Annotated in this window: 22 protein-coding genes and 2 pseudogenes; 19 read left to right on the top strand and 5 right to left on the bottom strand. The window is 45.0% G+C overall.

All coding sequences use genetic code 11. From position 1 onward, the window contains the following. Positions 1-67: 67 nt before the first annotated feature. From Q1A70_RS01130 to Q1A70_RS01070, 13 genes and pseudogenes are all read left to right on the top strand, one after another. Positions 68-562 carry a chemotaxis protein CheW gene (locus Q1A70_RS01130; protein WP_299686152.1) on the top strand — a complete coding sequence of 165 codons (495 nt, stop codon included), beginning with the start codon at positions 68-70 and terminating at the stop codon, positions 560-562. Next, positions 562-1,071 carry a DUF2802 domain-containing protein gene (locus Q1A70_RS01125; RefSeq protein WP_299686150.1) on the top strand — a complete coding sequence of 170 codons (510 nt, stop codon included), beginning with the start codon at positions 562-564 and terminating at the stop codon, positions 1,069-1,071. Before Q1A70_RS01130 ends, Q1A70_RS01125 begins: the two co-directional genes overlap by 1 nt. A 500-nt stretch (positions 1,072-1,571) precedes the next feature. Beyond that, the gene (ccmA, locus tag Q1A70_RS01120) at positions 1,572-2,189 is read left to right on the top strand and encodes a cytochrome c biogenesis heme-transporting ATPase CcmA (protein ID WP_299686148.1); all 618 of its coding nucleotides are present in this window, start codon (positions 1,572-1,574) and stop codon (positions 2,187-2,189) included. Between the two features lies 1 nt (position 2,190). Continuing rightward, positions 2,191-2,859, top strand: coding sequence for a heme exporter protein CcmB (ccmB, locus tag Q1A70_RS01115; RefSeq protein ID WP_299686146.1), 669 nt, complete (start codon positions 2,191-2,193; stop codon positions 2,857-2,859). 306 nt (positions 2,860-3,165) lie between these two features. Next, positions 3,166-3,906 (top strand): heme ABC transporter permease, encoded by a 741-nt coding sequence (locus tag Q1A70_RS01110; RefSeq protein ID WP_299686144.1) that lies wholly within the window; start codon positions 3,166-3,168, stop codon positions 3,904-3,906. A gap of 14 nt (positions 3,907-3,920) precedes the next feature. Next, the gene (gene ccmD, locus Q1A70_RS01105; protein ID WP_299686142.1) at positions 3,921-4,127 is read left to right on the top strand and encodes a heme exporter protein CcmD; all 207 of its coding nucleotides are present in this window, start codon (positions 3,921-3,923) and stop codon (positions 4,125-4,127) included. Continuing rightward, positions 4,124-4,606 (top strand): cytochrome c maturation protein CcmE, encoded by a 483-nt coding sequence (gene ccmE, locus Q1A70_RS01100; RefSeq protein WP_299686140.1) that lies wholly within the window; start codon positions 4,124-4,126, stop codon positions 4,604-4,606. The genes ccmD and ccmE overlap by 4 nt, the downstream gene beginning before the upstream one ends. Next, positions 4,603-6,573 carry a heme lyase CcmF/NrfE family subunit gene (locus Q1A70_RS01095; RefSeq protein WP_299686138.1) on the top strand — a complete coding sequence of 657 codons (1,971 nt, stop codon included), beginning with the start codon at positions 4,603-4,605 and terminating at the stop codon, positions 6,571-6,573. The genes ccmE and Q1A70_RS01095 overlap by 4 nt, the downstream gene beginning before the upstream one ends. Beyond that, positions 6,573-7,124 carry a DsbE family thiol:disulfide interchange protein gene (locus Q1A70_RS01090; RefSeq protein ID WP_299686136.1) on the top strand — a complete coding sequence of 184 codons (552 nt, stop codon included), beginning with the start codon at positions 6,573-6,575 and terminating at the stop codon, positions 7,122-7,124. Before Q1A70_RS01095 ends, Q1A70_RS01090 begins: the two co-directional genes overlap by 1 nt. After that, positions 7,121-7,609, top strand: a complete 489-nt coding sequence (locus tag Q1A70_RS01085) for a cytochrome c-type biogenesis protein (protein ID WP_299686134.1) — start codon at positions 7,121-7,123, stop codon at positions 7,607-7,609. The genes Q1A70_RS01090 and Q1A70_RS01085 overlap by 4 nt, the downstream gene beginning before the upstream one ends. Next, a complete protein-coding gene (gene ccmI, locus Q1A70_RS01080; protein ID WP_299686132.1) occupies positions 7,609-8,829 on the top strand; it encodes a c-type cytochrome biogenesis protein CcmI in 1,221 nt (406 codons plus the stop codon). The genes Q1A70_RS01085 and ccmI overlap by 1 nt, the downstream gene beginning before the upstream one ends. A 130-nt stretch (positions 8,830-8,959) precedes the next feature. After that, positions 8,960-9,745 carry an MlaA family lipoprotein gene (locus Q1A70_RS01075; RefSeq protein WP_299686130.1) on the top strand — a complete coding sequence of 262 codons (786 nt, stop codon included), beginning with the start codon at positions 8,960-8,962 and terminating at the stop codon, positions 9,743-9,745. Between the two features lie 146 nt (positions 9,746-9,891). Further along, a pseudogene (locus Q1A70_RS01070) lies at positions 9,892-10,706 on the top strand (ISL3 family transposase); the annotation flags it as partial. A 101-nt stretch (positions 10,707-10,807) separates the two neighbouring features. On the opposite strand, the gene Q1A70_RS01060 reads toward Q1A70_RS01070, so the two are convergent. The 3 genes from Q1A70_RS01060 to Q1A70_RS01050 all read right to left on the bottom strand — a co-directional run bounded on the left by Q1A70_RS01060 (position 10,808) and on the right by Q1A70_RS01050 (position 13,638). Beyond that, complete coding sequence (locus tag Q1A70_RS01060; protein WP_299686123.1) at positions 10,808-12,064, bottom strand: OmpP1/FadL family transporter; 1,257 nt, start codon at positions 12,062-12,064, stop codon at positions 10,808-10,810. A gap of 304 nt (positions 12,065-12,368) precedes the next feature. Then, positions 12,369-13,097 carry a DUF3379 domain-containing protein gene (locus tag Q1A70_RS01055; protein WP_299686120.1) on the bottom strand — a complete coding sequence of 243 codons (729 nt, stop codon included), beginning with the start codon at positions 13,095-13,097 and terminating at the stop codon, positions 12,369-12,371. Beyond that, positions 13,090-13,638, bottom strand: coding sequence for a sigma-70 family RNA polymerase sigma factor (locus Q1A70_RS01050; RefSeq protein ID WP_299686276.1), 549 nt, complete (start codon positions 13,636-13,638; stop codon positions 13,090-13,092). Before Q1A70_RS01050 ends, Q1A70_RS01055 begins: the two co-directional genes overlap by 8 nt. A 758-nt stretch (positions 13,639-14,396) precedes the next feature. On the opposite strand from Q1A70_RS01050, the gene fadI reads away from it, so the two are divergent. Both fadI and fadJ read left to right on the top strand, forming a co-directional pair. Continuing rightward, positions 14,397-15,704, top strand: coding sequence for an acetyl-CoA C-acyltransferase FadI (fadI, locus tag Q1A70_RS01045; protein WP_299686116.1), 1,308 nt, complete (start codon positions 14,397-14,399; stop codon positions 15,702-15,704). Next, positions 15,704-17,920, top strand: a complete 2,217-nt coding sequence (gene fadJ, locus Q1A70_RS01040; protein WP_299686114.1) for a fatty acid oxidation complex subunit alpha FadJ — start codon at positions 15,704-15,706, stop codon at positions 17,918-17,920. The genes fadI and fadJ overlap by 1 nt, the downstream gene beginning before the upstream one ends. Before the next feature lie 208 nt (positions 17,921-18,128). On the opposite strand, the gene Q1A70_RS01035 is transcribed toward fadJ, so the two are convergent. Further along, positions 18,129-20,906 carry an insulinase family protein gene (locus Q1A70_RS01035; RefSeq protein WP_299686111.1) on the bottom strand — a complete coding sequence of 926 codons (2,778 nt, stop codon included), beginning with the start codon at positions 20,904-20,906 and terminating at the stop codon, positions 18,129-18,131. Positions 20,907-21,210: 304 nt separating this feature from the next. On the opposite strand from Q1A70_RS01035, the gene sixA reads away from it, so the two are divergent. Further along, on the top strand, positions 21,211-21,675 hold the full coding sequence (gene sixA / locus Q1A70_RS01030) for a phosphohistidine phosphatase SixA (RefSeq protein WP_299686108.1): 465 nt from the start codon (positions 21,211-21,213) through the stop codon (positions 21,673-21,675). Between the two features lie 122 nt (positions 21,676-21,797). Here the strand turns inward: sixA and smrB are convergent, their stop codons facing one another. Continuing rightward, positions 21,798-22,328, bottom strand: a complete 531-nt coding sequence (gene smrB / locus Q1A70_RS01025; protein ID WP_299686103.1) for an endonuclease SmrB — start codon at positions 22,326-22,328, stop codon at positions 21,798-21,800. 62 nt (positions 22,329-22,390) lie between these two features. Between smrB and prmB the strand changes: the two genes are divergently transcribed. From prmB to Q1A70_RS01010, 3 genes and pseudogenes are all read left to right on the top strand, one after another. After that, on the top strand, positions 22,391-23,323 hold the full coding sequence (gene prmB / locus Q1A70_RS01020; protein WP_299686100.1) for a 50S ribosomal protein L3 N(5)-glutamine methyltransferase: 933 nt from the start codon (positions 22,391-22,393) through the stop codon (positions 23,321-23,323). Between the two features lie 261 nt (positions 23,324-23,584). Then, complete coding sequence (locus Q1A70_RS01015) at positions 23,585-24,226, top strand: LysE family translocator (RefSeq protein ID WP_299686095.1); 642 nt, start codon at positions 23,585-23,587, stop codon at positions 24,224-24,226. Positions 24,227-24,787: 561 nt separating this feature from the next. Further along, positions 24,788-25,045: pseudogene (locus tag Q1A70_RS01010) on the top strand (protein adenylyltransferase SelO family protein); the annotation flags it as partial. Between the last annotated feature and the right edge of the window lie 77 nt (positions 25,046-25,122).

The following is a 25,122-nucleotide window of genomic DNA, read 5'->3' as shown; positions in this document are numbered from 1 at the left end:
GTATCGAATTAATCAGAACGTATCGAGTTAATAACAGTGGTCGATATCGACGGCAAGAGGGTTAAATATGTCTCAAATGAGTGAAGTTGAAGTAAGAAAAGAACAAACCAATGATGAAGTACTTCAATGGGTAACGTTCCAGTTAGAAGAAGAAACTTACGGCATCAATGTGATGCAGGTACGTGAAGTATTGCGTTACAGTGAAATTGCTCCGGTACCGGGTGCGCCAGATTACGTGCTAGGTATTATCAACTTACGTGGCAATGTAGTGACGGTTATCGACACGCGTTCTCGCTTTGGTTTGATGCAAGGTGAAATCACAGATAATACCCGGATCATTGTGATTGAATCTGAACGCCAAGTGATCGGTATCTTAGTTGATAGCGTGGCTGAAGTGGTGTACTTACGTTCTTCTGAAATCGACACGACACCAAGTGTTGGCACGGATGAAAGTGCTAAGTTCATTCAAGGTGTCAGCAACCGTGATGGCAAGCTGCTTATCTTAGTCGATTTAAATAAATTGCTAAGCGAAGACGAATGGGATGAGATGGCTCACCTGTAATGTTTGAAGTGCTTCCTATTAGCCCCATTGCTTTGATTGTCGGAGTCGGGGTTTTTACATTATTTATTATTTTGCTGCTGAGCAAAGTAAAGAGTGCAATCCAAAAGCAGTTGGATCAATCTCGCTTACAAGTTCGTAACTTGGACAAAGAGTTGCAGAAGTCGAGCAAGCAGTTACTTGAAGTCCGTTCTGTTGTGATTGGCCTCGGGCAAAAAGTGACTGAACAGCAAGATCTGATTAAACATCTTAATGAGCGTATTGTTGAGTTGGAGCATGCGGATAACGATGGACGCTTATACACGCGTGCCACCAAAATGGTTCAGCTTGGCGCTGGGATTAACGAGCTGATCGAAGAGTGCGAGCTACCTAAAGCGGAAGCGGAATTGATGATGTCTCTGCAGAATAAACTGGCTGGCAAAGAGAAGATTCCTCCACTGAGAAGCAACCCTTCTTCTTTTGATGAACCATCTGATGCTCACGAGCGAAGAGCTCCCACTCGACGCCGCTAGATTTTGCCCTTACAACAGATTAACGTTCATCGGTTGATCGTCTACGGTTCAAAAAGAAGCTTCGGCTTCTTTTTTATTACGTGGATTTCATTGCTAAATGAAACTTGCAGCAACCATAGTCAAGAGTTGGGCACGCAAACTTGTTAAAAAATCGATAACTTTGTTATGGCTTTTTGATTGTGAAATAACAACTTACCGAATAACTCTGCGTTGTTTTCAGTCTTTTTTCTACTACGTTATCGGCTTCTCATGTAGGCTAGCTACACATCGACGCCTCTGCCTTGTATAAATACTCAGCAACTCGCTGCAAAAATCAGCTCGAATGATCAACACGCCCTAGTATCGACAGCGAATGGTTAAGGAATATATAAACATGTGTAATTTGTGATGCAGCCGTAATCATTTCTTACTGAGTTTGTTGTATCGAAAACGCCTACTCCTGTTTTGTTGCTATCTTCGTGTGCTACTATACGTCCCTAATTTCTCGACTAAATTTATCTATGCTAGACGTCTCTAATTTAACAGCTATTCGTGACGACAGGGTTCTATTTGAATCCTTGTCTTTTCAACTTAAACCCGGTGAGTTGGTACAAGTTGAAGGTCGAAATGGTACTGGGAAAACCACTCTCCTCAGAATCATTACTGGCTTGGGCGATCGTGATGAAGGTTCTATCTCATGGCAAGGTGAGCCGATTGAGTCGAGTCGAGACGTCTATCATCAGAACCTACTGTTTCTTGGGCACCAAACTGGCGTGAAACGCGAGCTGAGTGCCTATGAAAACCTCAGCTTCTATCAGTCGATTCATAGTGGTGGAACCACCAAGGAAGCGCTTTACCAGGCTATGGCTCAAGTCGGTCTCGCTGGACGAGAAGACGTACCAACAGGGCAGCTGTCCGCAGGGCAACAACGTCGAGTGGCACTTGCACGTCTTTGGTTAAGTAAGCAAATGTTATGGATTTTGGATGAACCACTGACTGCTATTGACAAGCAGGGTGTGAAAGTTCTTGAGTCCCTTTTTTCTCAGCATGCAGATAATGGTGGCATAGTGTTATTAACCACACATCAAGACATGTTTGCTGACAGCCCGAAACTAAGAAAAATTAAATTGGGTGAGTAGTATGATCTCTTCAATGACCACGATCATTCAACGTGAGCTGTTGATCGCATTTCGTCGTCAAGCCGATATATTTAACCCTTTGTGGTTTTTTATCATTGTAATTACCCTCTTTCCATTAAGTATCGGTCCTGAGCCTAATCTACTTGCCCGTATTGCTGCGGGTATTGTTTGGGTCGCGGCTTTGCTGGCTGCGTTGCTCTCATTAGAGCGATTATTCCGTGATGATTTTCAAGATGGCGCCCTTGAACAGATGATGTTGATGCCCATTCCATTGCAGTTGGTGGTCTTGTCCAAAGTCATAGCGCACTGGTTGTTGACCGGGTTACCATTAATTTTGATCAGCCCGCTGTTGGCGGTACTGCTATCCTTGAATTTCGATACTTGGTTATCGGTGGTGTTAACGTTATTGATTGGTACGCCTGCATTAAGCTTTATTGGTGCGATTGGCGTGGCTTTAACGGTTGGGCTACAAAAAGGTGGTGTACTGTTGAGCCTACTTATCTTGCCGTTGTATATCCCAATTCTTATTTTTGCGACATCCGCGATTGATGCGGCAGCACTAGGCGTTGCGTATAACGGACAATTAGCCGTACTAGGGGCAATGTTAATGGGGGCAATGACGCTGACCCCATTTGCCATTAGCGCAGCACTGAGAGTGAGTGTGAACTAACCGTTCAGCAGATTTTATCGATTCAGAGTGAACCAATGAGAACTTTCAAACTCATAGAGTCATTGAAAGAGATATCAGACAATTAAATTATAATAATTATAGCTGTAATACCAATCACAGTAAGTGTTCAGAAATAGCTCAGGAAATAAGCTTGAGAACAAGGCAGAATTTTTCGATAAGTAGTGATTCTACAATCAAAAATTCTAACGCAGTTATCGAGCGTTTTAAGCAGCTAGAGGAACCCGTTATTTACTACGATTGGTATGGTAGCTTTAAGTCATATGAAGTAAGAGTGAGATTATAAACATGTGGAAATGGCTCCATCCCTACGCCAAAGCAGAAACCTCTTATCAGCTTGCTGGTAAACTTCTGCCATGGTTTTCTATTCTAGCGTTGTTGTGCTTATCTGTGGGTACGGTATGGGGGCTAGCATTTGCGCCTTCTGACTATCAACAGGGGGATAGCTTTAGAATTATATACATCCATGTTCCGTCTGCCATTTGGTCAATGGGCGTTTATATGTCGATGGCGATTGCGGCCTTTATTGGTTTGGTATGGCAAGTTAGGCTTTCTGATATGGCAGCACTAGCCATGGCTCCCATTGGCGCTGTATTTACCTTTATTGCGCTGTTAACGGGCGCGGTTTGGGGCAAGCCAATGTGGGGGGCTTGGTGGGTGTGGGATGCGCGCTTAACCTCAGAACTGATCCTTCTATTCCTATATTTGGGTGTGATTGCCCTGCACCATGCGTTTGACGATCAAAAAACCGCAGCAAAAGCGGCGGGTATTTTGGCGATTGTCGGTGTCATTAATCTTCCGATCATTCATTTTTCTGTTGAATGGTGGAACACGCTTCATCAAGGTGCCACTATCACCAAATTCGACAAACCTTCTATATCAAATGACATGCTTTGGCCGCTTCTTCTTAACATCTTCGGCTTTGCCTTTTTCTTTGGCGCTGTGACCATGGTGCGTTTCAGAAATGAAATCATTAGCAAAGAGAGTCACCGTCCATGGGTTCGCAAGCTTGCGACCGAAAAAGCATAGTAGGGTAGGTAATTATGTATTTTGAATCTCTGAGTGATTTCTTTGCCATGGGTGGCTACGCGCCATACGTATGGAGTGCATTTGGAATCACATTCCTCGCGATGTTGGTATTACTGGTGGTAAGCGTTAGACGTGGTAAGCAATTACTAAATGAAGTACAAGCAAAGATAGATCGTCAAGCTCGTATCGATGCAGCTAAAAATATGGAGAACACTCTATGAACCCAAGGCGTAAAAAGAGGCTAGGTATTGTTTTAGCCATTTTTATTGGTATCAGTGCGACTGTTGGATTAATGGTCTATGCACTTAACCAGAACATGGATCTGTTCTACACACCCACTGAGTTGGTCAACGGCAAAGATGGTTACAAACCTGAAGTCGGTCAACGTTTACGTATTGGTGGCATGGTGGTTGTCGGTTCTGTAAGCCGCGACACTGAGTCATTGCGTGTTAGCTTCGATTTAGCCGATGTTGGCCCTAAAGTAACAATTTTATACGATGGCATTCTTCCTGATCTTTTCCGTGAAGGCCAAGGTATTGTTGCTCAAGGTGTCCTTAAAGATGCAACGACAATCGAAGCGTTTGAAGTGTTGGCAAAGCATGACGAAGAGTACATGCCGACTGAACTTGCGGAAGCAATGGAGAAAACCCATGAGCCTTTGCAATACACGACTGAACAAAAAGAAGGAAATGCTCAATGATAGCCGAAATCGGCCATTTTGCGATGATCCTGTCCTTGGGGTTAGCACTGCTATTGAGCGTGCTCCCACTGTATGGAGCCGCTCGAAATAACACATTACTGATGAACAGTGCACGACCGTTGTCGTGGGGGATGTTCGGGTTCTTAGCGATTTCGTTCTTTATTCTGTGTTATGCGTTTTACACAAATGATTTTACGATTCAATACGTAGCAAGTAACTCGAACAGTCAGCTTCCTTGGTATTACCGAATTACGGCGGTTTGGGGCGCACACGAAGGCTCATTGCTGTTGTGGGTGCTTATCCAAGCGGGTTGGACCGTTGCCGTCGCGACGTTTAGTCGTGGTATGCCTCAAGAGTCTGTGGCTCGCGTACTGGCGATTATGGGCTTGATTACTGTCGGCTTCCTATTATTTATTATCGTAACGTCTAACCCATTTTTACGCACTCTGCCTTTCTTCCCGGTTGATGGACGCGATTTAAACCCATTATTGCAAGATCCGGGTTTGATTATTCACCCACCAATGCTTTACATGGGTTATGTTGGCTTCTCTGTTGCGTTCTCTTTCGCTATTGCATCTCTAATGAGTGGTCGTTTAGATACGGCTTGGGCTCGTTGGTCACGTCCTTGGACTATCGCAGCTTGGTTATTCCTAACCGTTGGTATCGCACTAGGTTCATGGTGGGCTTACTACGAACTTGGCTGGGGTGGCTGGTGGTTCTGGGATCCAGTAGAAAACGCTTCATTCATGCCTTGGCTGGCTGGTACTGCGTTAATGCACTCACTGGCGGTAACCGAAAAGCGCGGCACATTTAAAGCTTGGACAGTATTGCTGGCTATTTCTGCATTCTCACTCAGCTTATTGGGTACGTTCCTAGTTCGTTCGGGTATCTTAGTGTCTGTTCACGCATTTGCGTCGGATCCGGCTCGCGGTATGTTCATTCTTGGTTTCCTTGTCTTCGTTATCGGTGGCTCACTGCTACTATTTGCGGTGAAAGGCGCAGCGGTTCGTGTGCGTGGTAACTTTGATCTGGTGTCTCGTGAAAACGCACTGCTTGGCAACAACATCTTATTGATGGCTGCTCTAGTGGTGGTGTTAGTAGGTACGCTATTACCACTCGTTCACAAACAGTTAGGCTTGGGCTCGGTCTCTATCGGTGCGCCATTCTTTGACATGCTGTTCTTCTGGTTGATGATTCCGTTCTCGTTCCTGCTTGGTATCGGTCCTCTGATCCGTTGGAAACGCGACAACCTATCTAAGCTAGTGAAACCCATGCTGATTTCAGGCGTATTTTCGCTTGGTCTAAGTGCTCTGATGGTGACACTGCTGGCTGACCGCTTCAGTGGTACTGCGTTTGCTGGTTGGGTCATGGCATTCTGGATCATCTTCATGCACGGCTTTGAGCTGCATGAACGTGCGACTCACCGTCATACCTTCCTCAAAGGTCTCACTAAGCTTCCTCGTAGCCACTGGGCCATGATGTGCGGTCACATCGGTTTAGCGGTAACCGTGATTGGTATTGCGATGGTGCAAAACTACAGCATTGAACGTGATGTACGTTTAGCTCCGGGTGAAAGCTACCAACTTGAAGAGTACAGCTTCGAGTTTACTGGCGTACGTGACAAAGATGGTCCGAACTACGATGGTTATATTGCTGACTTTGAAATTACTAAAGAAGGTCAATACATCAACACGCTTCACGCCGAAAAACGTTTCTACACCACAGCGAAGTCTATGATGACAGAAGCGGCGATTGATCGCGGCGTAACGCGCGACCTTTACATTGCCATGGGTGAGCGTTTAGACGACAACATATCTTGGGCGGTACGTATCTACTACAAACCATTTGTACGTTGGATCTGGGCGGGCTCTTTGATCATGTCAATTGGTGGTGCTATCGCTATCAGTGACCGTCGCTACCGTTTCCGCAAGCCAACAAAAAAATCGGTTGAAGAGCAGGAGGCCTAATGAACAAGAAGATTTTATTTATTCCGCTGCTCGCTTTCATGATTCTTGCGGGGGTATTTGCAACTCAATTGGTAAGAAACCAGTCGGGCGATGATCCTACTAAACTTGAGTCGGTACTAATTGGTAAAACAGTTCCTGAGTTTCGTTTAGAAGATTTAGAGCAACCGGGTAAGCTTCATGATCAAGCGATCTTTAGAGGTGAACCGCTGCTTTTGAACGTGTGGGCGACTTGGTGTCCGACCTGTTATGCCGAGCACTCATACCTAAACAAGCTTTCCGATCAAGGCGTTAAGATTATTGGTCTGAATTATAAAGATGAACGTAACAAAGCCGTGGGTTGGTTAAACGAACTTGGCAATCCTTATCTCATCAGCCTGTTTGACGGCAACGGTATGTTAGGGCTAGATCTTGGTGTGTATGGCGCGCCTGAGACCTTCTTAATTGATGCTCAAGGGGTAGTGCGTTACCGACATGTTGGTGATGTTAACCCGACCAATTGGGCATCGACGCTCGAGCCTATGTATCAAGCCCTGTTGGAGGAAGCGAAATGATTAAAAAGGCATTAGTGACTCTCTTTGCTGCATTCGCCCTTTCTGCGACAGTGAACGCGGTCCCTATCGAGCTTCATGAGTTTGATACGGTTGAACAAGAGCAGCAATTTAAATATTTGAGCAATACCCTCCGTTGCCCGAAATGTCAGAACAATACTATCGGTGATTCAAACTCGGAACTGGCTGTCGATCTTCGTCAAAAGGCATATGAGATGACAAAAGAAGGCAAGTCCGAGCAAGAAATTATCGATTACATGATTGCTCGCTACGGTAACTTTGTAACGTATAACCCACCACTGACCTTAGCGACTGCGGTCCTATGGGTCGGTCCGTTCGCGGTTATTGTGCTGGGTTTTGGCCTGATCATTTTACGAAGCAGAAAGTCTAAATCAAACGTTGTAGAGTCAGGTAAAGACTGGGATGCAGACAAAGAAGCACGTTTACAAGCGTTACTCGACGAAGAGAACGACGGAGATAAGAAGTAATGACTCTATTTTGGATTTCTACAATTGTCCTTTCGTTAGCAGCGATTCTACTTGTTGTTTTGCCTTTTATTAATAAGAAGGTAAACAATGACGAAGCGCTTCGTGATGAGTTGAATAAAGCGTTCTATAAAGATCGTCTGACAGAGCTTGAGGTTGAAACTGAAGAAGGCCTTGTTGATAACCAGCAAGAGTTGATCGCAGATTTGAAGCAATCTTTGCTTGACGATATTCCTACGCAGCAAGAGACCAAGAAGACGCACATTTCTACAATGGGCGTGGTTGTGCCATCGGTGATTCTGGTTCTGGTTGTGAGCTACGGAATGTACTTTAAGTTTGGTGCGTTAGATAAAGTTCAACACTGGCAGGAAGTCAGTGCTAATCTGCCTGAGCTATCTAAAAAGCTGATGTCTGAGGAAGGGGCTTCACTAACGGATGATGAACTTGAAGATCTAACGTTAGCACTGCGTACCCGTCTTCACTATCACCCAGAAGATTCAACGGGCTGGTTGCTGCTTGGTCGTATTGCTTTAGCAAACCGTGATGCGCAAACAGCAATCGACTCGATGGAAAGAGCCTTCAAACTTGAGCCGAATAATGAAGATGTGCAGTTAGGCTTTGCTCAAGCGCTTATGCTGTCACCTGACGAGACAGAACAGAACCAAGCTCGCTTGATCTTAAGCCGTTTGATTCAAAACGATTACGTTGATCTGCGTGTATTCTCTTTGCTAGCGTTTGATGCCTTCGAGCGTCAAGATTACGCGGGTGCCGTTAAGTACTGGAGGGTCATGCAACAGATGATTGGACCACAAGACAGTCGTTATGAAATGTTGTCACGCAGTATTGAAAGTGCGCAGCAGAAAATGGGTAATGTCATGGGGGCTGATCAAAGTAAGAGTGTTGCAGTAACACTTGAACTTGCAGCGGATGTTAATGCGGATCCTAAGTCTGTGCTGGTTGTTTCAGTGCACAGAGCCGATGGTTCACCAATGCCTGTTGCAGCGGCTCGCTACCCATTAGGCACTTTCCCTCGTACGGTTGTGCTCGATGATGGCAACAGCATGCTAGAGGGACAAGAGCTGTCTAGCCTTGAGACTTTGATGGTAAGAGCTAGACTTGATACTGATGGCAACGTGTCAACTCGCGGTGGAGATTGGTACGGCGAGAGTGAAGTGGTTAAATTAGGTTCTCCAGTGACCATTAATATCAATAAGCAATATTGATAATAATCATCACCTTGCATAGGCGTTAGCTATTCCTGTTTAGCAATAAACGGTATAAACTTACGCAAACAATTGAGGCCAGCGATTGCTGGCCTTTTTTATGATGTCAAATCCTTATGGACAAGGTGATATGGCTGTTAGTGTTTTAAGACTCTCAAGTTTACTTTTCATTGCAAGCTTTGGCATGGGCTGTTCCAGCGTGCCCGAAGAGGACGGCAACGAAGAGAACCAAGCAAGTTATGAATATGCCGAGGAAGGGCACCCCAATGATCCCTTTGAGGGCTTTAACCGGGCAATGTGGGATCTCAATTATGAATACCTAGATCCTTATCTGGTTCGTCCGGTTTCTCTTGCCTATGTTGACTATACGCCAGTTCCTATTCGCACGGGCATCTCCAACTTTCTATCCAACCTAGATGAGCCCTCTAGTATGCTGAACAACCTCATTATGGGCAACGGCAATAAAGCGCTCGACCACTTCAATCGATTTTGGATTAACTCAACCTTTGGCTTACTGGGCTTGCTTGATATCGCGACCGAAGCGGGCATCACCAAATACGATGACAAGTCGTTTTCTGATGCAATTGGCCACTATGGGGTAGGGAATGGCCCTTACTTTGTGGTGCCGGGGTATGGGCCGCTGACCACGCGTGAATTGACGGAAACCGTCGATGGTATGTATGTCCCACTGTCGTTTTTGAACTTCTGGGCTAGTGCTGGAAAGTGGGCATTTGAAGGGATGGAGACGCGTGCTCAGTTAGTCTCGCAAGAAGCTTTGTTGGATGACTCGCCTGACCCATACGCCTTGACTCGTGATGTGTATATTCAGCGTCGTGACTTCAAAGCTGAGATCGAGCCTGAAGAGGTCGACCTTGAAGAAGAAGACTTCATTGATGGCTATTTAGAAGACTACTAACGACAGTGAATCACCGATAGACCAGGCTCGATGCCGGGAGTTTAATGTAGGATTTTTATGTAAGGAGCTCGATGTCAGTAGAACATCGAGCTTTTTTCAGGTTCATCGCGGATTAACGGGAACTAAAAACAAAAACTACCGTTTTCATGCCGAATCATACTTTCCTATCTTCATTCTGGGAAGGCTTTCAAATAGTAAAGTCTCACCAGACAGCATCACTTATTACCCTGACTCTTAAACCTAACTCTGAGGCTAAATGCCTTTGTGGTCTTGAAGCCGAAGCCATCCATGAGTATCAATGGCTCCATGTGAAGGAGGCCATGTTACTCGGTGTTCCTGTTGAACTTTCCGTTCAAACACGAAGGATTAAGTGTCGTAACTGCGGTATAAAAACAGAGTCGCTATCTTGGTTAGAGCCTTATGTTCGTATAACGAAGCGCCTAAAAAGCTATATAGAACAACTTTTACCCCTTCTTCCCATTAAACATATTTCTCAGCTAACTAGCGTTCATTGGCACACCATTAAAGAGATAGATAAACGCCGACTTAGACAAGTGGTACCGCCAGTGAAATGGGTGGGACTAAGACAACTCGTCATGGATGAGTTCGCCATCTTTAAAGGACATCGGTATGCCACTGTCATCGCTGATGCTAAGATTCACCAAGTCATTTGGATAAGGTTAGGGCGTAGCCGCAAGGACATACGACCGTTCTTCGAGCAGTTAAGTAAGCATGGCAATAATATCGAGGCGGTCGCGATGGACATGAATACGGCTTTGACCTTGAAGTTCAAGCGCACTGCCCGAACGCAAAAATCGTTTACGACTTGTTCCATGTTGTCGCTAAATTCGGTCGTGAAGTGATGGATAGAGTCAGAGTCGACAAAGCCAACAAACTCAAGCAAGATAAAAAAGCGAGACAATGGGTCAAGCGCTCACGCTGGGTACTGCTGAAGAACAGAGGTAATTAAAAGGTTCATCGCGGCTTTCCCCGGAAAGCCGCGATGAACCATAAAAAAGGGTCGCATAATGCGACCCTTTGGGATTTATCACTTAGCTTATATTAGAAGCTGTAGCTATATTGAAGACCAGCTAAGAAAGCGTCTGCTCTAGTTGTTGCTGTTAGTGCACTTCCTAATGGATCGATTTCCGTAACATCAGCATCTTTACCCATTAGGTAAGTGAAACCGAAGTCAATAGTGTGGTGTTTCTCGAATGCATAGCTCACACCAGCAGAGAACCATTGACGGTCTGAATCTGGTACAGAAATAGATTTTTTCTCATTTTGCGCCGCTGTATCGTACATATAACCGGCACGTAGTGTCCACGAATCGTCTAGGAAATATGTACCACCAATGGCATAATGCCAGCCATCTTGCCATTCGTAGTTGTTAAGTGTTGTCCCACCAGAGGTGTTCAGCTCATCAAATACACTCCAACCGATCCATTGAACAGAGTAGTGAACTGCAAATTTGGTATCTTTGATCTCGTGGTAACCAGAAAATTCAGCCATGCTAGGTAAAGGCATTAGAAGTTTTTGGTCACTAATATCTTGATCCAAGTAGATCATATCGCCTTCCGCTTCAATTTCTGGACTGTAGTGGTAAGACAGTCCAAAACGGTTACGTTCGTCTAGCTCGAATACCGCACCCACATTCCAACCAAAACCGATACCGTCAGCATCGACATCTAGGCCTTTCTTGGGAACGACTCCTGGAAATGCAATTTCTGAACCAGTCTCTCGGATTAGTTTGCCACTGCCTTGAATAATATCTAAACCTGCACCCACAGACCATTGATCATTGATACGGTATGACGCTGCTAATGCATAGTTTATGCTCTTAACTTCAGTCGTTCCACCAAATTGTTTAGCCGTCAAGCCAATAGGTGTTGAACCGCCAAAGTCATCATCGAAATTGTTAGTAGTACCAAAGTTTGAATAGATGCCTGCACCAAATGCCCATTTATCATTTAAACGGTGAACGTAATAAATGTTTGGAACGGGTGTGCCGCTACCGTTGCTTGCATCGTCAACAGAGCTGCCAGCATACTCGATATCTGAAACTGAAATATCAGTATCAATGTAGTTTACACCAACTGAAAATTCAGATGAGTCAAATAGAGACATTGCTGCAGCATTACGAGCCATTACTGACGCATTATCTGCGATTACTGCATCACCAGCAGCTGCTCGTCCAAGACCAGTTGCTGATTGTGAGTTAAGTTGGAAGCCTGCTGCTGCTGCTTGTGTAGAAGCAAGAGAAGCAGAAGCTATAGTGACTGCGAGAAGAGATTTTTTAAACAGACGCGAATTGTTCATAGTTGCTTTTTCCTTTTTTGTCATATTCGCCTCTAGATGGGCAATATATTTGAGCCACTGCTCAATGGGGGCTGATCCTAGTCGGAAGTATACGATATACAAATCCGACCATTGGTGATTTTGAGTGGAAAATTATGGAAATGACGTCTATCTGGCAGGAAAATGGTGCTAAATGCTCTTTTTTAGAGTTTTGACTCTAGTGATATTGATGTGATGAATGGTTTTCTGGTGGATTTATAAATTAAGCCCAGCAATATCAACAGTATACTTGCTGGGCTTGTTGTCACGGAATTTTTAGAGCGAATTAGCCCATGGGTTTAATCATTTTTGTTAGTTTTTCGGCGATTTTAGACACATTCTCATCTTTTTCACCGACTAAGATTAGGCTGCTATGATCAAGGGGAGTGACTGAGCCAGACATCCCTTGTTCATCAAAATGAACGGGTTTATCCGTTGCAATGCCCGTTAAAAATAGCGTGACCTTGCCTTTCTCGCCTTGGAATACCATATGCACAGCATTGGATTGCCCAAAACCACAGTGATTTAAGTAATACACATGGTAAGGGAATGGTTGATCAAACTGGAAGGCAAACGGAATCATTTTGGCATTGATCTGCTGAGCGGTCACTTTCTCATCTAAAGCACTGACAAAACTCTTTTCATCAACAACGTGCTGCATTGCGGTGTCAGCTAAGCTGGCTTGTGCTGGCGATACCAACGCATTTCCCCAGTTGATTTGCCCGACCAGTAAGCCTGCGACGAACGCCACTGAAGCCGCCATAGCCATGGCACGCCGAGCAAACGTCGGTTTGATGGTTTTGCTCTCTTCGTTAGAGGTCTGATTGAATAGAATACGATCAGCCAGATCATCTGGCACATCCACATTCATCGCTGAGTGGATCTGTTTATCGAGCGAGAGTACATCGTCTAAGAAATGACGGTTGGCTTCACTGTTTGTTGCCGCATCTATAATGTCTTGCGTACGCTGTTTAGGTTCCGACAATACACGGCGACGAAATTCCAAATCATCCATTATGTTGCCCCCTCTCTGCCTCTTCTGTGTCCAACATCTCTTTCAACTGATTTCGAGCTCTGAATAAACGGGTCATCACCGTATTCTTGTTAAGATCGAGAATATCAGCGATTTCATCACCACTAAAACCACCAATCACTTGTAGGAAGAGAGGTTCACGGTAATCGATTTCAAGTTTCATGATCTGGTTTTGTAACCATTGGTGTTGATGGTGCGGATCATCACTGATACTGGCATCGTTACCATGATCGTCGATATCAACCAGGTCAAACTGTTTGCGTTCAAAACGCCGAGCATTCTCGCGTCTCAAGATCGTGATCAGCCAAGATTTAGCGGCTTTTTCATCTTGAAGGCTATCGAGTGACTTCCATGCTCGAAGGCAAGTTTCCTGCACTAAATCTTCGGCAATGGTTTTGTCTTTGCATAACCAATAGGCATAGCGAAACAGGTCACGATGATAGGCGCGTACAAGTGCTTCATATTTTCTTTGTTTGTCCATATCAGAGTTGACCGGACGCTTGGCTTTTTTCTTTCCAAACATTTCAATTATTGACACACGAGCCTCCATATTGCTCTGCGTATAATGGTTTTCTATACGTTGTGTTTTGTTGTGATCTTCGGTTTTGTTATTCGGGCCAACGATAGGCAGGAAATCGTAAAATCACATTAAAATTGATCTACTTCAAAATTTAACCCTTCGAACAAGTTATAGTACACCCTGTCGTCTAGTTAGTCATTCGTGGCTAGCATGTTGAGCAAGACGGCACTTCCTTTTGAAGGCTGACTTTACTTTCTCCTAATCAGGAAACTGATTATTTTCAATTGGCGTTACGTTAATTGCTTTATATATTCCGACCACACAGTTTTGTGTGGTTTTTTTTTGCCACAAGCTTTTTGCCGTAACAAAACATCCCCGTTCACGCCACAGCAATACTCTGGTTTAGCGACCAATTTTTCGGTCATAGCTTGTTATAGCTGTCGTTTGTTATAGCTGTCGTTTGTTATAGCTTTGGTTTGTTATAGCTATAGTTTGTTATAGCTATAGTTTGTTATAACCATGGCTTGTTATAGGCATAGTTCTTTATAGTCTAAGTTATTATGGTCTAATTTTTTAGCGTCTAAGCTCTTAGAGGATAGCTTCTAACTATCACTTGTTCCCTCCAAAAGGTTTCGCTGAATAACCATTTCTATTGCCTGCGGTAAGCAACGCGTATCACGTTTATTTAAACACCCGTTTGATTTAATTAACAATTCATTTACAATACTTCAGGTCAGACCTCTTAACTTTAAGGAGAAACCATGGGCAAACAGGAAGTCAAAACGCGTTCTGGAGAACGTGTGGCCGTTGTTGCTGGATTACGAACCCCATTCGCTCGTCAGAGCACCGAATTTAGTCAAGTGCCTGCGGTTGACCTAGGCAAAATGGTTGTCAGTGAAATGCTTGCAAGAACGGATGTCGATCCTGCGCTGATTGAACAAGTTGTGTTCGGCCAAGTTGTGCAAATGTCGGAAGCGCCGAACATTGCACGTGAGATTGTGTTAGGCACTGGCATGGACATCAATACCGATGCCTACAGTGTGACGCGAGCGTGCGCGACCAGTTTTCAAGCGGCTGTCAACGTAACAGAGAGCATTATGGCTGGCACGATTGATGTGGGTATTGCCGGCGGTGCGGATTCTTCTTCGGTATTGCCGATTGGTGTTTCGAAAAAGTTAGCGGCAAACCTATTAGCGTTGAGCAAAACCAAAACCATGGGTCAAAAACTCAAGATTCTTAAAACGCTTTCAGTGAAGGACTTGATGCCAGTACCGCCAGCCGTTGCTGAATACTCGACGGGTTTATCTATGGGGCAAACGGCCGAGCAGATGGCCAAGACCCACGGTATTACGCGTGAAGATCAAGATGCACTGGCCCACCGTTCTCACTCTCTGGCTTCTCAAGCATGGAAAGAGGGCAAAATAAAAGACGAAGTGATGACGGCATTCCCTGCGCCTTATAAAAAGTACTTAGCTGAAGACAATAACATTCGCCATGACTCAACGGTTGAAGGCTACGCGAAATTACGCCCAGCATTTGATAGAAAATACGGCAGCGTCACGGCAGCCAATGCAACGCCGTTGACCGATGGCGGTGCAGCGATAATGTTGATGCGCGAAGGCAAGGCCGAAGAGCTAGGCTTAGAGGTGCTTGGCTATATTCGTGGCTACGCATTCTCCGCCATTGGTGTTGAAACCGATATGTTGATGGGCCCGACGTACGCGACCTCGCAAGTTTTGAAAAATACCGGTTTAGAACTGTCCGACCTAACCCTTATCGAGATGCATGAAGCCTTTGCCGCTCAAGTGTTGGCGAATGTAAAAATGTTTGCCAGCGATGAGTTTGCTCAGAAAAATCTTGGCCGAGATAAAGCGATCGGGGAGATTGATATGGATAAGTTTAACGTGCTAGGTAGCTCAATTGCTTATGGGCACCCGTTCGCAGCGACGGGCGCGCGCATGATGACTCAAACATTACGTGAATTAAAACGTCGCGGTGGCGGCTTGGCACTGAACACCGCTTGTGCGGCTGGTGGTTTAGGTGCAGCAATGATCTTGGAGGTAGAATAATGTCTACGACTCTTGATGCAACAACAGAAAAAGAGATAGTCACTAACGCGGAGCCAACTCCAGTGACTGAAGCACCGAAAAAGAAAGCGACCGCATTCTCTCTTAACATCGATGACCAAGACATTGCTTGGCTAGCGATTGATGTACCGGGCGAGAAAATGAACACGCTACAAGCGGCTTTTGCTGAAGAAATGAAAGCGATCTTTGAACAGCTAAAAGAAAAACAAAGCCGCGTTAAAGGCCTAATTGTTCACTCTCTTAAGCCAGATAACTTTATCGCGGGTGCAGACGTTCGAATGCTGGATGCGTGTAAAACTGCTGATGAAGCACAATCTCTAGCACGACAAGGGCAGGAGATGTTCCAAGCGCTGTCAGACTTACCTTTCCCAGTGGTCGCAGCCATTCATGGTCCATGTTTAGGTGGTGGTTTAGAGCTTGCTCTAGCATGTGATTACCGCGTATGTAGCGATTCAGATAAGACGCGCCTTGGTTTGCCTGAAGTTCAGCTAGGTTTACTACCAGGTTCTGGTGGTACACAACGTCTGCCTCGTTTAATTGGTTTGCTGCCATCTCTCGACCTGATTCTTACTGGTAAGCAGCTGCGCGCTAAGAAAGCGAAATCGCTTGGTGTTGTAGATGCTTGTGTCCCAGATACGATTTTGCTTGAAGTAGCGAAAAGCTATGTTGAGAAGAATACTGGCAGCAAAAAAGGTAAGCGTCTTGCTTCTAAGAGCCAAGCATCTACTAAAGAGAAACTTATCTCTCGCAACAGCGTTGGTCGTAAAGTGATTTTTGAACAAGCTGCCAAGAAGACCAATCAGAAAACTCGTGGTAACTACCCAGCAGCTGACGCGATTCTGGATGTGATTCGCTACGGTCTAGAAAACGGCTTTGAAAAAGGTCTTCAGTACGAAGCGAAGCGTTTCTCTGAGTTAGTAATGACTTCTGAGTCAAAAGCACTTCGTTCTATCTTCTTTGCAACCACTGAAATGAAGAAAGAACACGGTGCAGATGCAGAACCGAAAGCGGTTAAGCGCGTTGGTGTGCTTGGCGGTGGCCTTATGGGCGCAGGTATCAGCCATGTCAGTGTAGCTAAAGCAAAGGTACCAGTGCGAATTAAAGACGTATCCAATGAAGGTGTGTTGAACGCGCTTAACTACAACTACAAGTTATTCGATAAGCAGCGTAAGCGTCGTATTCTGAGCCGTGCTGGCCTAGAAAGTAAGATGCTTCAACTTTCTGGTGGTATCGACTTTACCAGTTTTAATCATACCGATGTGGTGATTGAAGCTGTCTTTGAAGATCTCGATCTTAAGCAGTCGATGGTTACCGATATTGAAGCCAACGCCAAGCCAGAGACTATCTTCGCGACGAATACTTCATCACTGCCAATCCATAAGATTGCAGAGAAGGCACAGCGCCCAGAAAATGTGGTTGGTCTTCACTACTTCAGCCCAGCAGAGAAAATGCCGCTAGTTGAGGTTATCCCTCATGAAACAACCTCAGAAGAGACGATCTCGACGGTGGTTGCATTAGCGAAGAAGCAAGGCAAAACGCCGATTGTGGTTAAAGATACGGCGGGTTTCTATGTAAACCGTATTCTTGCTCCATATATGAATGAAGCGGCACATCTGCTACTAGCGAATGAGCCGATTGAAAAACTGGATAGTGCACTGCTAGATTTTGGTTTCCCGGTTGGCCCAATTACCTTGCTAGATGAGGTGGGGGTGGATATCGGTGCTAAGATCATTCCGATTCTGGTCAATGAATTAGGCGTTCGTTTCCAAGGTCCGGATGTGTTTGACATCCTTTTGAACGACAATCGTAAAGGTCGTAAGAGTGGTAAAGGTTTCTACACTTACAAAGGGAAGAAGAAGGAAGTCGATAAGTCAGTTTACAAACTGCTTAAGCTGCAACCTGAGCCTAAATTGAGCGATAACGATATCGCGATGCGCTGTGTGTTACCTATGTTGAATGAAGCGGTTCGTTGTCTCGACGACGGTATTATTCGCAGCCCTCGTGATGGTGATATCGGCGCGATTTTCGGTATCGGTTTCCCGCCATTTTTAGGTGGTCCGTTCCGTTATATGGATCAAATCGGCATTAAGTCATTGGTTGAGATGATGAACGACTTTGCGAAGAAGTACGGTGATCGTTTTGCGCCATGTGATGGCCTACTGACACGTGCTGGCTTGGGCGAGTCTTTTTATAAGTAACTCTCTGGCTTACTGATTTCGAAGCTCGTATCAGGCAATTGATGCGGGCTATATTTTTTATGGGAACTGGCGAAAGGAGGGAGATTCCCGATTCAGTCGTTCCATTCCCCTTCTCGGAAATGACGATCGAGAGATAAAAGTAAGCTATTGTGCTGCATTCAATAAAAAGGTTGATGCTTTCACATCAACCTTTTTTATTGCAGCTTTATCAGCCTAGCTCGCAGTCTTTCGGGCGCAACTGAAATTCATCAATCGAGCCAATCTCGATACCTGCTGATAGCTTCTTCGCTTCATCATGTGTATTGCCTTGAGCATGCATAATCAGGCGATTGGCAGTACGTGGTTTGAGTTGGTTGACCACAAAGCGCATCATATCAGAGCGAGTGAGCCCTTTGAGCTCCTCTAACACATGCTCTCTTTGGTTAAATTCAACATCCTTATTGCCTATTGCAACCCATAAACGCTGAGCACGCCCGCGCAAGGTGGTATCTGGCGTTGAGATCTGATTCCACAGGCCGCGTTTACTGCTGTGCCACTGGTAATCGTTAAGCTCTAACAACACCATGTAAAAGGCATTGAGGAACTCATCGATTGAGGCCAGTAAGTCTGCTGGTGCCGCGTTGGGAGATTGCACGTAAAGGACGACCCCCGGGTGGCGGTTAAGCGGCATATTCCCTGTACCCACCATATAACCTAACTGTTGCTTAGTACGTATTTCGTGGAAGAAAGTGGCCGACATCAGGTGATTGGCGAGGGAGTAAAGCGCCACGCTTTTCGTCGATACATCCGGACATTGGTAGTAGACCACGATAGCAGAATCATCTTGGTTGCATTTTACCTCACGCTGGAAGCTGCCATTTTCACCCAGCATAATTAACGGACGAAGTGACTCTTCATAGGCTTGATCTTGAACACGAAGGGCATCTTTTAACGTTTCAGCCATCTTGTGAGCATCGACTTTTTTCCAGTCACCGTACACAAACATCTCAACATGAAGCTCAGCCAATATCGATTGAACAAATGAGGGCAATTCATCGACTTCTATGGTCTCCAACGCCTCAATGAGCACGGCATAGGGAGGGTTATTTGGCTGTAATATCCCCGTCATCGCATTAAACAGCTGTGAAATAGGACGATCTTGCGAGGCATTGTTCCAGCTTCTTAGCAATTGCTGCTTGATCGTTTCGAAGCGTGATAGATTAAAATCACGCGCTTGAAAGCGTTCAAGGATCATATTGAGTAGCTGTGGCTGTTTCTCGCTGAACCCTGAAAGCGTTAGTGTTACGCCGCCTTGGTGGGTATACATGTTGTAGCCCATACCCGCAATTTCAGCCTGATAAGTCTCTTGTTCGAGCGATTCTAAAAACATTTCGACACATAAGCGTGTTTTGACAATGTTTCTAGGGCTGGCTACTGAGTGTGGGCTATCGATGGCGATGTACACTACACCTTTTGGCACTCTAAATTGATGGTCCTGTAGGTGCCATAACTTAAAGCCATCTAATTCTTGTAACAGCTGTGGCTGCTCGGCATCATCTTCGAGCTGTGCTGGCTCTAAGTGATAGCATATAAAGGGGTTTTTATCGGGCAGTTCAAACTGCCAACCGGGATTAATACATTGGAACGATTGCGTTTGCTCAGGCGTAAAAGGGGTAACTGAGTAGGGTGTAAAGTACCACTTGGCTTGCTTGTCATATTCAAACCCTTGGGCAATGATGGTCGCCCTCATATTACTGACGGCGAAATAGGGCAGCAAAGATCGTTGCAGTGCTTCATCGAAATGCGACATTTTATAGTCGCCATACACTACGTCTTGCTCTTGGTAGTGCTGCATGTTGATCACCAGATGGCTGACCACATCAAGCGGCCTTGCGGGTTCTTGAAAACGGAACGCCGATTCTAAAACCGCCCGTTTTTCTAGGTAGCGCCACTCTTCAATACCTTGTTGCTCGATGAGTTTGATGTACTGGAACACCGCTTGGATAATGTGATCGGTGTTGGTTAAACCTGCGATGGTTAATGAGCAACTGACCGTAAAATCACGGTAGTTACTGCCGCTTGCGCCACCGCCAGCGGAGAGCGAGGTGATCCAGCCTTTCTCTTTGAGCTGCATCATCAAGCTGCCAACACCTTCGTACCCTAAAAGATGCGCAAAGAATGACAGTGGCTTAATGCCGTAATGCTCATCCATGCTAGGCATTGGGAAGGTTAAGATAAGTTTTCGCACTTCTTTTATTGGCTCAACGTGGACTTGCACGCCAGTACTCAATGCACCCGCGATAGGCATCGTTACTTTTTTGCCTTGCAGGTCATGGTTGGGAATGGCATCAAAGAGCTGTTCTACCCAAGCTTGCATCTCATCTAAAGATTGGTTGCCTGAAAGCACTGCCGTCATAAGATCAGCAGAGTATTGCTGTTGATGGAAGGATAAAATTTCTTGTCGAATCGTGGCTCCGTTCCTGTCACCCAATGTCTCGAGATTACCCACTGAAAACTTCGAAAATGGGTGGTTGTGATTGACCAGCTCTTTGGTCACTTGGTACAAACGTCGCGAATCGTCGTTGAGTTTCATTTTGTATTCTGAATCAACGGCTTGGCGCTCTTTATCTAATGCTTCTTCATTGAATAGGGGAGCGGTGAAAAATTGGCTGAAGCGATCGAGTGCTGTTTCAAAGGCATTCAATTCGACGTCAAAAAAGAAACAGGTATGCTCGGTGCCTGTCCAAGCGTTGTTGCTTCCACCATGCTGGCTGATGAAACTTTGAAATCCCCCGATCTTTGGATATTTTTCAGTGCCCAAAAATAGCATATGCTCTAGGTAGTGAGCTAAACCTTCTCGGTCTTCTGGATCATCAAAATGCCCGACATTGACGGCTAATGCAGCCGCTGCTTTTTGAGCATTTTCGTCCTGAACTAACAGTACGCGTAACCCATTATTTAAGGTTAGGTAGCGGTATTGATGTTCATCATTTGGGCTTAAGTGCACGGGGCATCTCCAGAGAAGGGGGTTTATAAATTATGTACCCGATGGTTCGACGTGCAAACCTTGTGATCATATTTTGGGATATAAAGGGCTTTTTGGCGATGTCTAAATCACTTTTATCGATTTTTATCAGTAATTTATTTTCTTTTAATAGGATTGTTAAGAAAGTCGAAGTCTTTGGCAAGTGACTTGATATAATTATTAATATTGATTGCGGTTTCTTAAAGTTGGAAGCCAAACCTAAGTGGCGTATCGCAGAGATATTGGCTATATCGACCTTTGACATGCTACGTAAACAGGATTGAACATGAAAATATTTATTATGCGTCATGGAGAAGCAGAGCATTTTGCTAACTCGGATGCAGAACGAGCGTTAACCAAACGCGGAAAAATGGCTTCTCTTGCGGTGGCTCAAGCCGCCAATGAGCAAGGGATTCATCAATTCGATAAAGTGCTTGTGAGCCCATATTTAAGGGCACAAGAAACGTGGTTAGAGATCTCACAGGCGTTTTCTGGAAAGCAAGTCGAAAGCTGTGATGACATCACGCCTTATGGCATGTCCGACGATGTGTTCGACTTGACCTTAGCAATGGCTGAAGTCGAGCAACTGGAGAGTATTTTATTTGTGTCTCATTTACCGCTGGTTGGCTATTTAACTGCGGAGTTTGCGACAGGCATTGCCCCGCCGATGTTCCCGACTTCTGGACTAGCGTGTATCGACTTTGACCTTGAAACACAAAAAGGTGAGTTACTTTGGAACATTAATCCATAGGCGAGCTAACGCTCGTGATCTTGCTTAGATAATCTCATGCCTTTGCAAATAAGCTCAAAGGCCATCTCAATATAATTGAGATGGCCTTTGTTGTTTTTGATGTGGGGTAGTCAGTCCCCGTGTTACTTCTCAGGAATGGAAAGCAGCACTAACAAGGCACCGTCACCGCCGAACTCTAAAGGCGCTTGATGGAAGGCCATCACGTCTGGGTGTTGTGCTAACCACAGCGGCACTTTCTGTTTTAGAATGTGTTTGCCGATGCCGTGCTGAACGCTAGCACACGCAACGCTTTCTTTGACACAGTGTGCGATCATCGCGCCAAGCTCACGTTTGGCTTCTTGCTGGGTCATACCATGCATATCCAGGTACACGTCTGGTACGTAAACCCCACGACGCAGTCGCTTGACTTCATACTTAGAGACATCATCACGCGCATAGCGTGTTGGACCGTCTTCACTCAGATGTGGAATGAACTCATCTGAAAAATAAAACTCGCTATCACTGGCTTGTCTTGCTGTGCGAGTAATTTCTTTTTGTTTGGTATTTCTTTTTGGCGGCTGGACTATGGTATCCTGTCGCAACTTTTTAACGCCCTTTACTGCATCGCTGAATAAGGCGAAATCGTCATCGAAATCGGTGTCTTTTTTGCTCATCAGGTTATCAATTCTAATTTGAAACGGAATTGGCAGTATTGTAGCGCTTTTCGGAGATAATTTTGGATAAGATTTTTGTAGAAGAAGCGGTATCAGAACTACACACGCTTCAAGACGTGATTCGTTGGACTGTTAGCCGCTTCAACGCAGCGGGCCTATTTTATGGTCACGGCACTGATAATGCGTGGGATGAGGCGGTACAACTTATTTTACCAACTCTTTATCTGCCAATTGATGTTCCGTCACATGTGATGAACTCTCGTTTAACCAGCAGTGAACGCTTGCGTATTGTTGAGCGCGTGATTAAGCGTATCAATGAGCGCACACCAACGGCATACCTAACCAACAAAGCATGGTTCTGTGGGCTTGAGTTCTTTGTTGATGAACGTGTTCTTGTGCCTCGCTCGCCAATTGGTGAGTTGATCGAAGCGCAATTCCAACCATGGTTAACAGAAGAGCCTACACGTATCATGGATCTTTGTACTGGCAGTGGCTGTATTGCTATCGCCTGTGCTCATGCTTTCCCTGATGCTGAAGTTGATGCGATTGATATCTCGACGGATGCATTGCAAGTGGCAGAGCAGAACGTTCAAGATCACGGTATGGAGCAACAGGTGTTCCCAATCCGCTCTGATCTTTTCCGTGATTTGCCAAAAGAGAGTTACAATCTGATTGTATCTAACCCACCTTACGTGGACGAAGAAGATATGGACAGCTTGCCAGAAGAGTTTACTCATGAGCCAGAACTTGGCCTTGCTGCAGGCTCTGACGGTCTGAAATTGGTTCGCCGCATCTTGGCTAACGCACCAGATTACTTGACCGATGATGGTATTTTGATCTGTGAAGTAGGCAACTCAATGGTTCATATGATGGATCAGTACCCAGAGATCCCATTCACTTGGATTGAATTCTCAAACGGTGGTCACGGTGTATTTATGATCACTCGCGAGCAGCTTCTTGCTTGCGCTGATGAGTTCTCTATTTACAAAGACTAGCTTGCACTTTTAGCCTTGTCGCGTATAGCTTAGGACTTAGGACTTATAGCTTAGAGCTTGAAACTGGGTTAGACATTCGATTTAAAACGTTTGTATTTAAACGCCATGCAGCAATGCATGGCGTTTTTTATTGCCTACGTTAAAGGGCATTTCCATTTCGCCTAAAAAAGCTTTGTTCAAGATTGTATTGATTAATCGTCATAGATACTACATATTGGTGCTTAATGTTTAATCATTTTCGTGAGTTAAGGAGAATTCTCGATGAGCTTTGATATATGGATTTACTATTTATTGGCGGTGCTGATCTTAACGGCATCACCCGGCCCAAGTTCGTTGTTGTGCATGACCAAAGGTGTGCAATCGGGTTTTAAATTATCAATATTTACTGCGCTGGGCAGCTTAACTGCGATCACCGGAATCTTAACGTTATCGTTCACCGGTTTAGGGGTGATCATTGCTTCATCGGAAGTGGTGTTTAGTGTCATAAAATGGACTGGCGCTGCGTATCTTATCTACCTTGGCTGGAAATCTCTGCGTTCTAATCAACAAGATTATGCTCAGTTACCGAATCAAAATACAGCGGGTAAACCTGCCAAAGAAAGCGCGGCTGCGCATTACCTAAGTGGCTTTATTGTTGGCGCGAGCAACCCCAAAGCTATCCTGTTTTTTACCGCACTTTTTCCACAGTTCATTGACCCGTCGATAGCCCTGTTGCCACAGTTTATGGTGTTTGCCATGACGTTTGCTGTGATGGAACTTTCTTGGTTGCTGGTGTACGGCTACTTGGGCGTGAAGTCGTCAAATTGGTTGTTTGCGAAAGGTCGCGCCAAGGTGTTTAACCGTGTCACTGGCGGTGTTTTTATTGGGGCAGGAGCGCTGCTTTCTACAACCAGTCGATCGTAAATTATAGAGCTATCAATAGCTAAGTGTTGCGGAAATTTCTTGGTGTTGTCATAAAAGGTTAACATTAATGTGCTTGCTGATTTTGGCGAAAAGCCGATATATTATAGTGACACCATCACATTCTCTAGGAGAGATATATGCAGCATCAAGAAATGATTCAACACAGTAATTTTGGCGTTATTAGTCGTACTTGGATTTTCTCTACCCTTTCTCTTGTGGGTATTCTTGCTCTAATGTAGTCAGCTTTATGGCTCGATTTTTAGTTTTTATTATGAATACATTTGTTAAAACGTTTTCAAAGTTAGAACTCTTCCGATTTTAAATGTGGCTCTGCTCATCAGTCTAGCCACTTAACCTTTTCTGAGTTTCTGTTTTGTTTTTATCTTAGACACCGCTTTCTCTCGTTTACACTTTTTTTCGTATCCATCTGCTTCCCGTAGACCTTTCTCTTCGTCGTGTCACCAAGTTACCCGCTATTAACAAGCCTTTTGCATCGTGCGTCTGAAGTTGTTATAAAGTTGTGATAATCTTAGGTTATCTTTTCTCTACCGTGTGCCTCTCATGTCTGTTTGGGATTCAATTTCATTTAACAATCGATTTGCGACACTGCCTCAGCCCTTCTATACCCCAGTTCAAGCGACGCCTCTAAACAATGTCCAATGGCTTGCATGGAACCATAACCTTGCCAGCGATCTTGGCTTACCACCTTTCGATAATGCCGCTGAGGAGTTGCTTGATACGTTATCTGGTCAGGTTGAACCTGAGCAATTTTTCCCTATCGCAATGAAATACGCAGGCCATCAGTTCGGGTCTTACAACCGGCGTTTTTCAAGGTAGTTGTCATCATTTGCTTACTTATTAAGCAGCTTCTCTTTCTGGGTTTAGGTGTACTTCAC

Origin of the sequence: uncultured Vibrio sp., assembly GCF_947488985.1 — a bacterium.
Taxonomy (GTDB): domain Bacteria; phylum Pseudomonadota; class Gammaproteobacteria; order Enterobacterales; family Vibrionaceae; genus Vibrio.
This window is presented reverse-complemented; position numbering and strand designations above follow the sequence as displayed.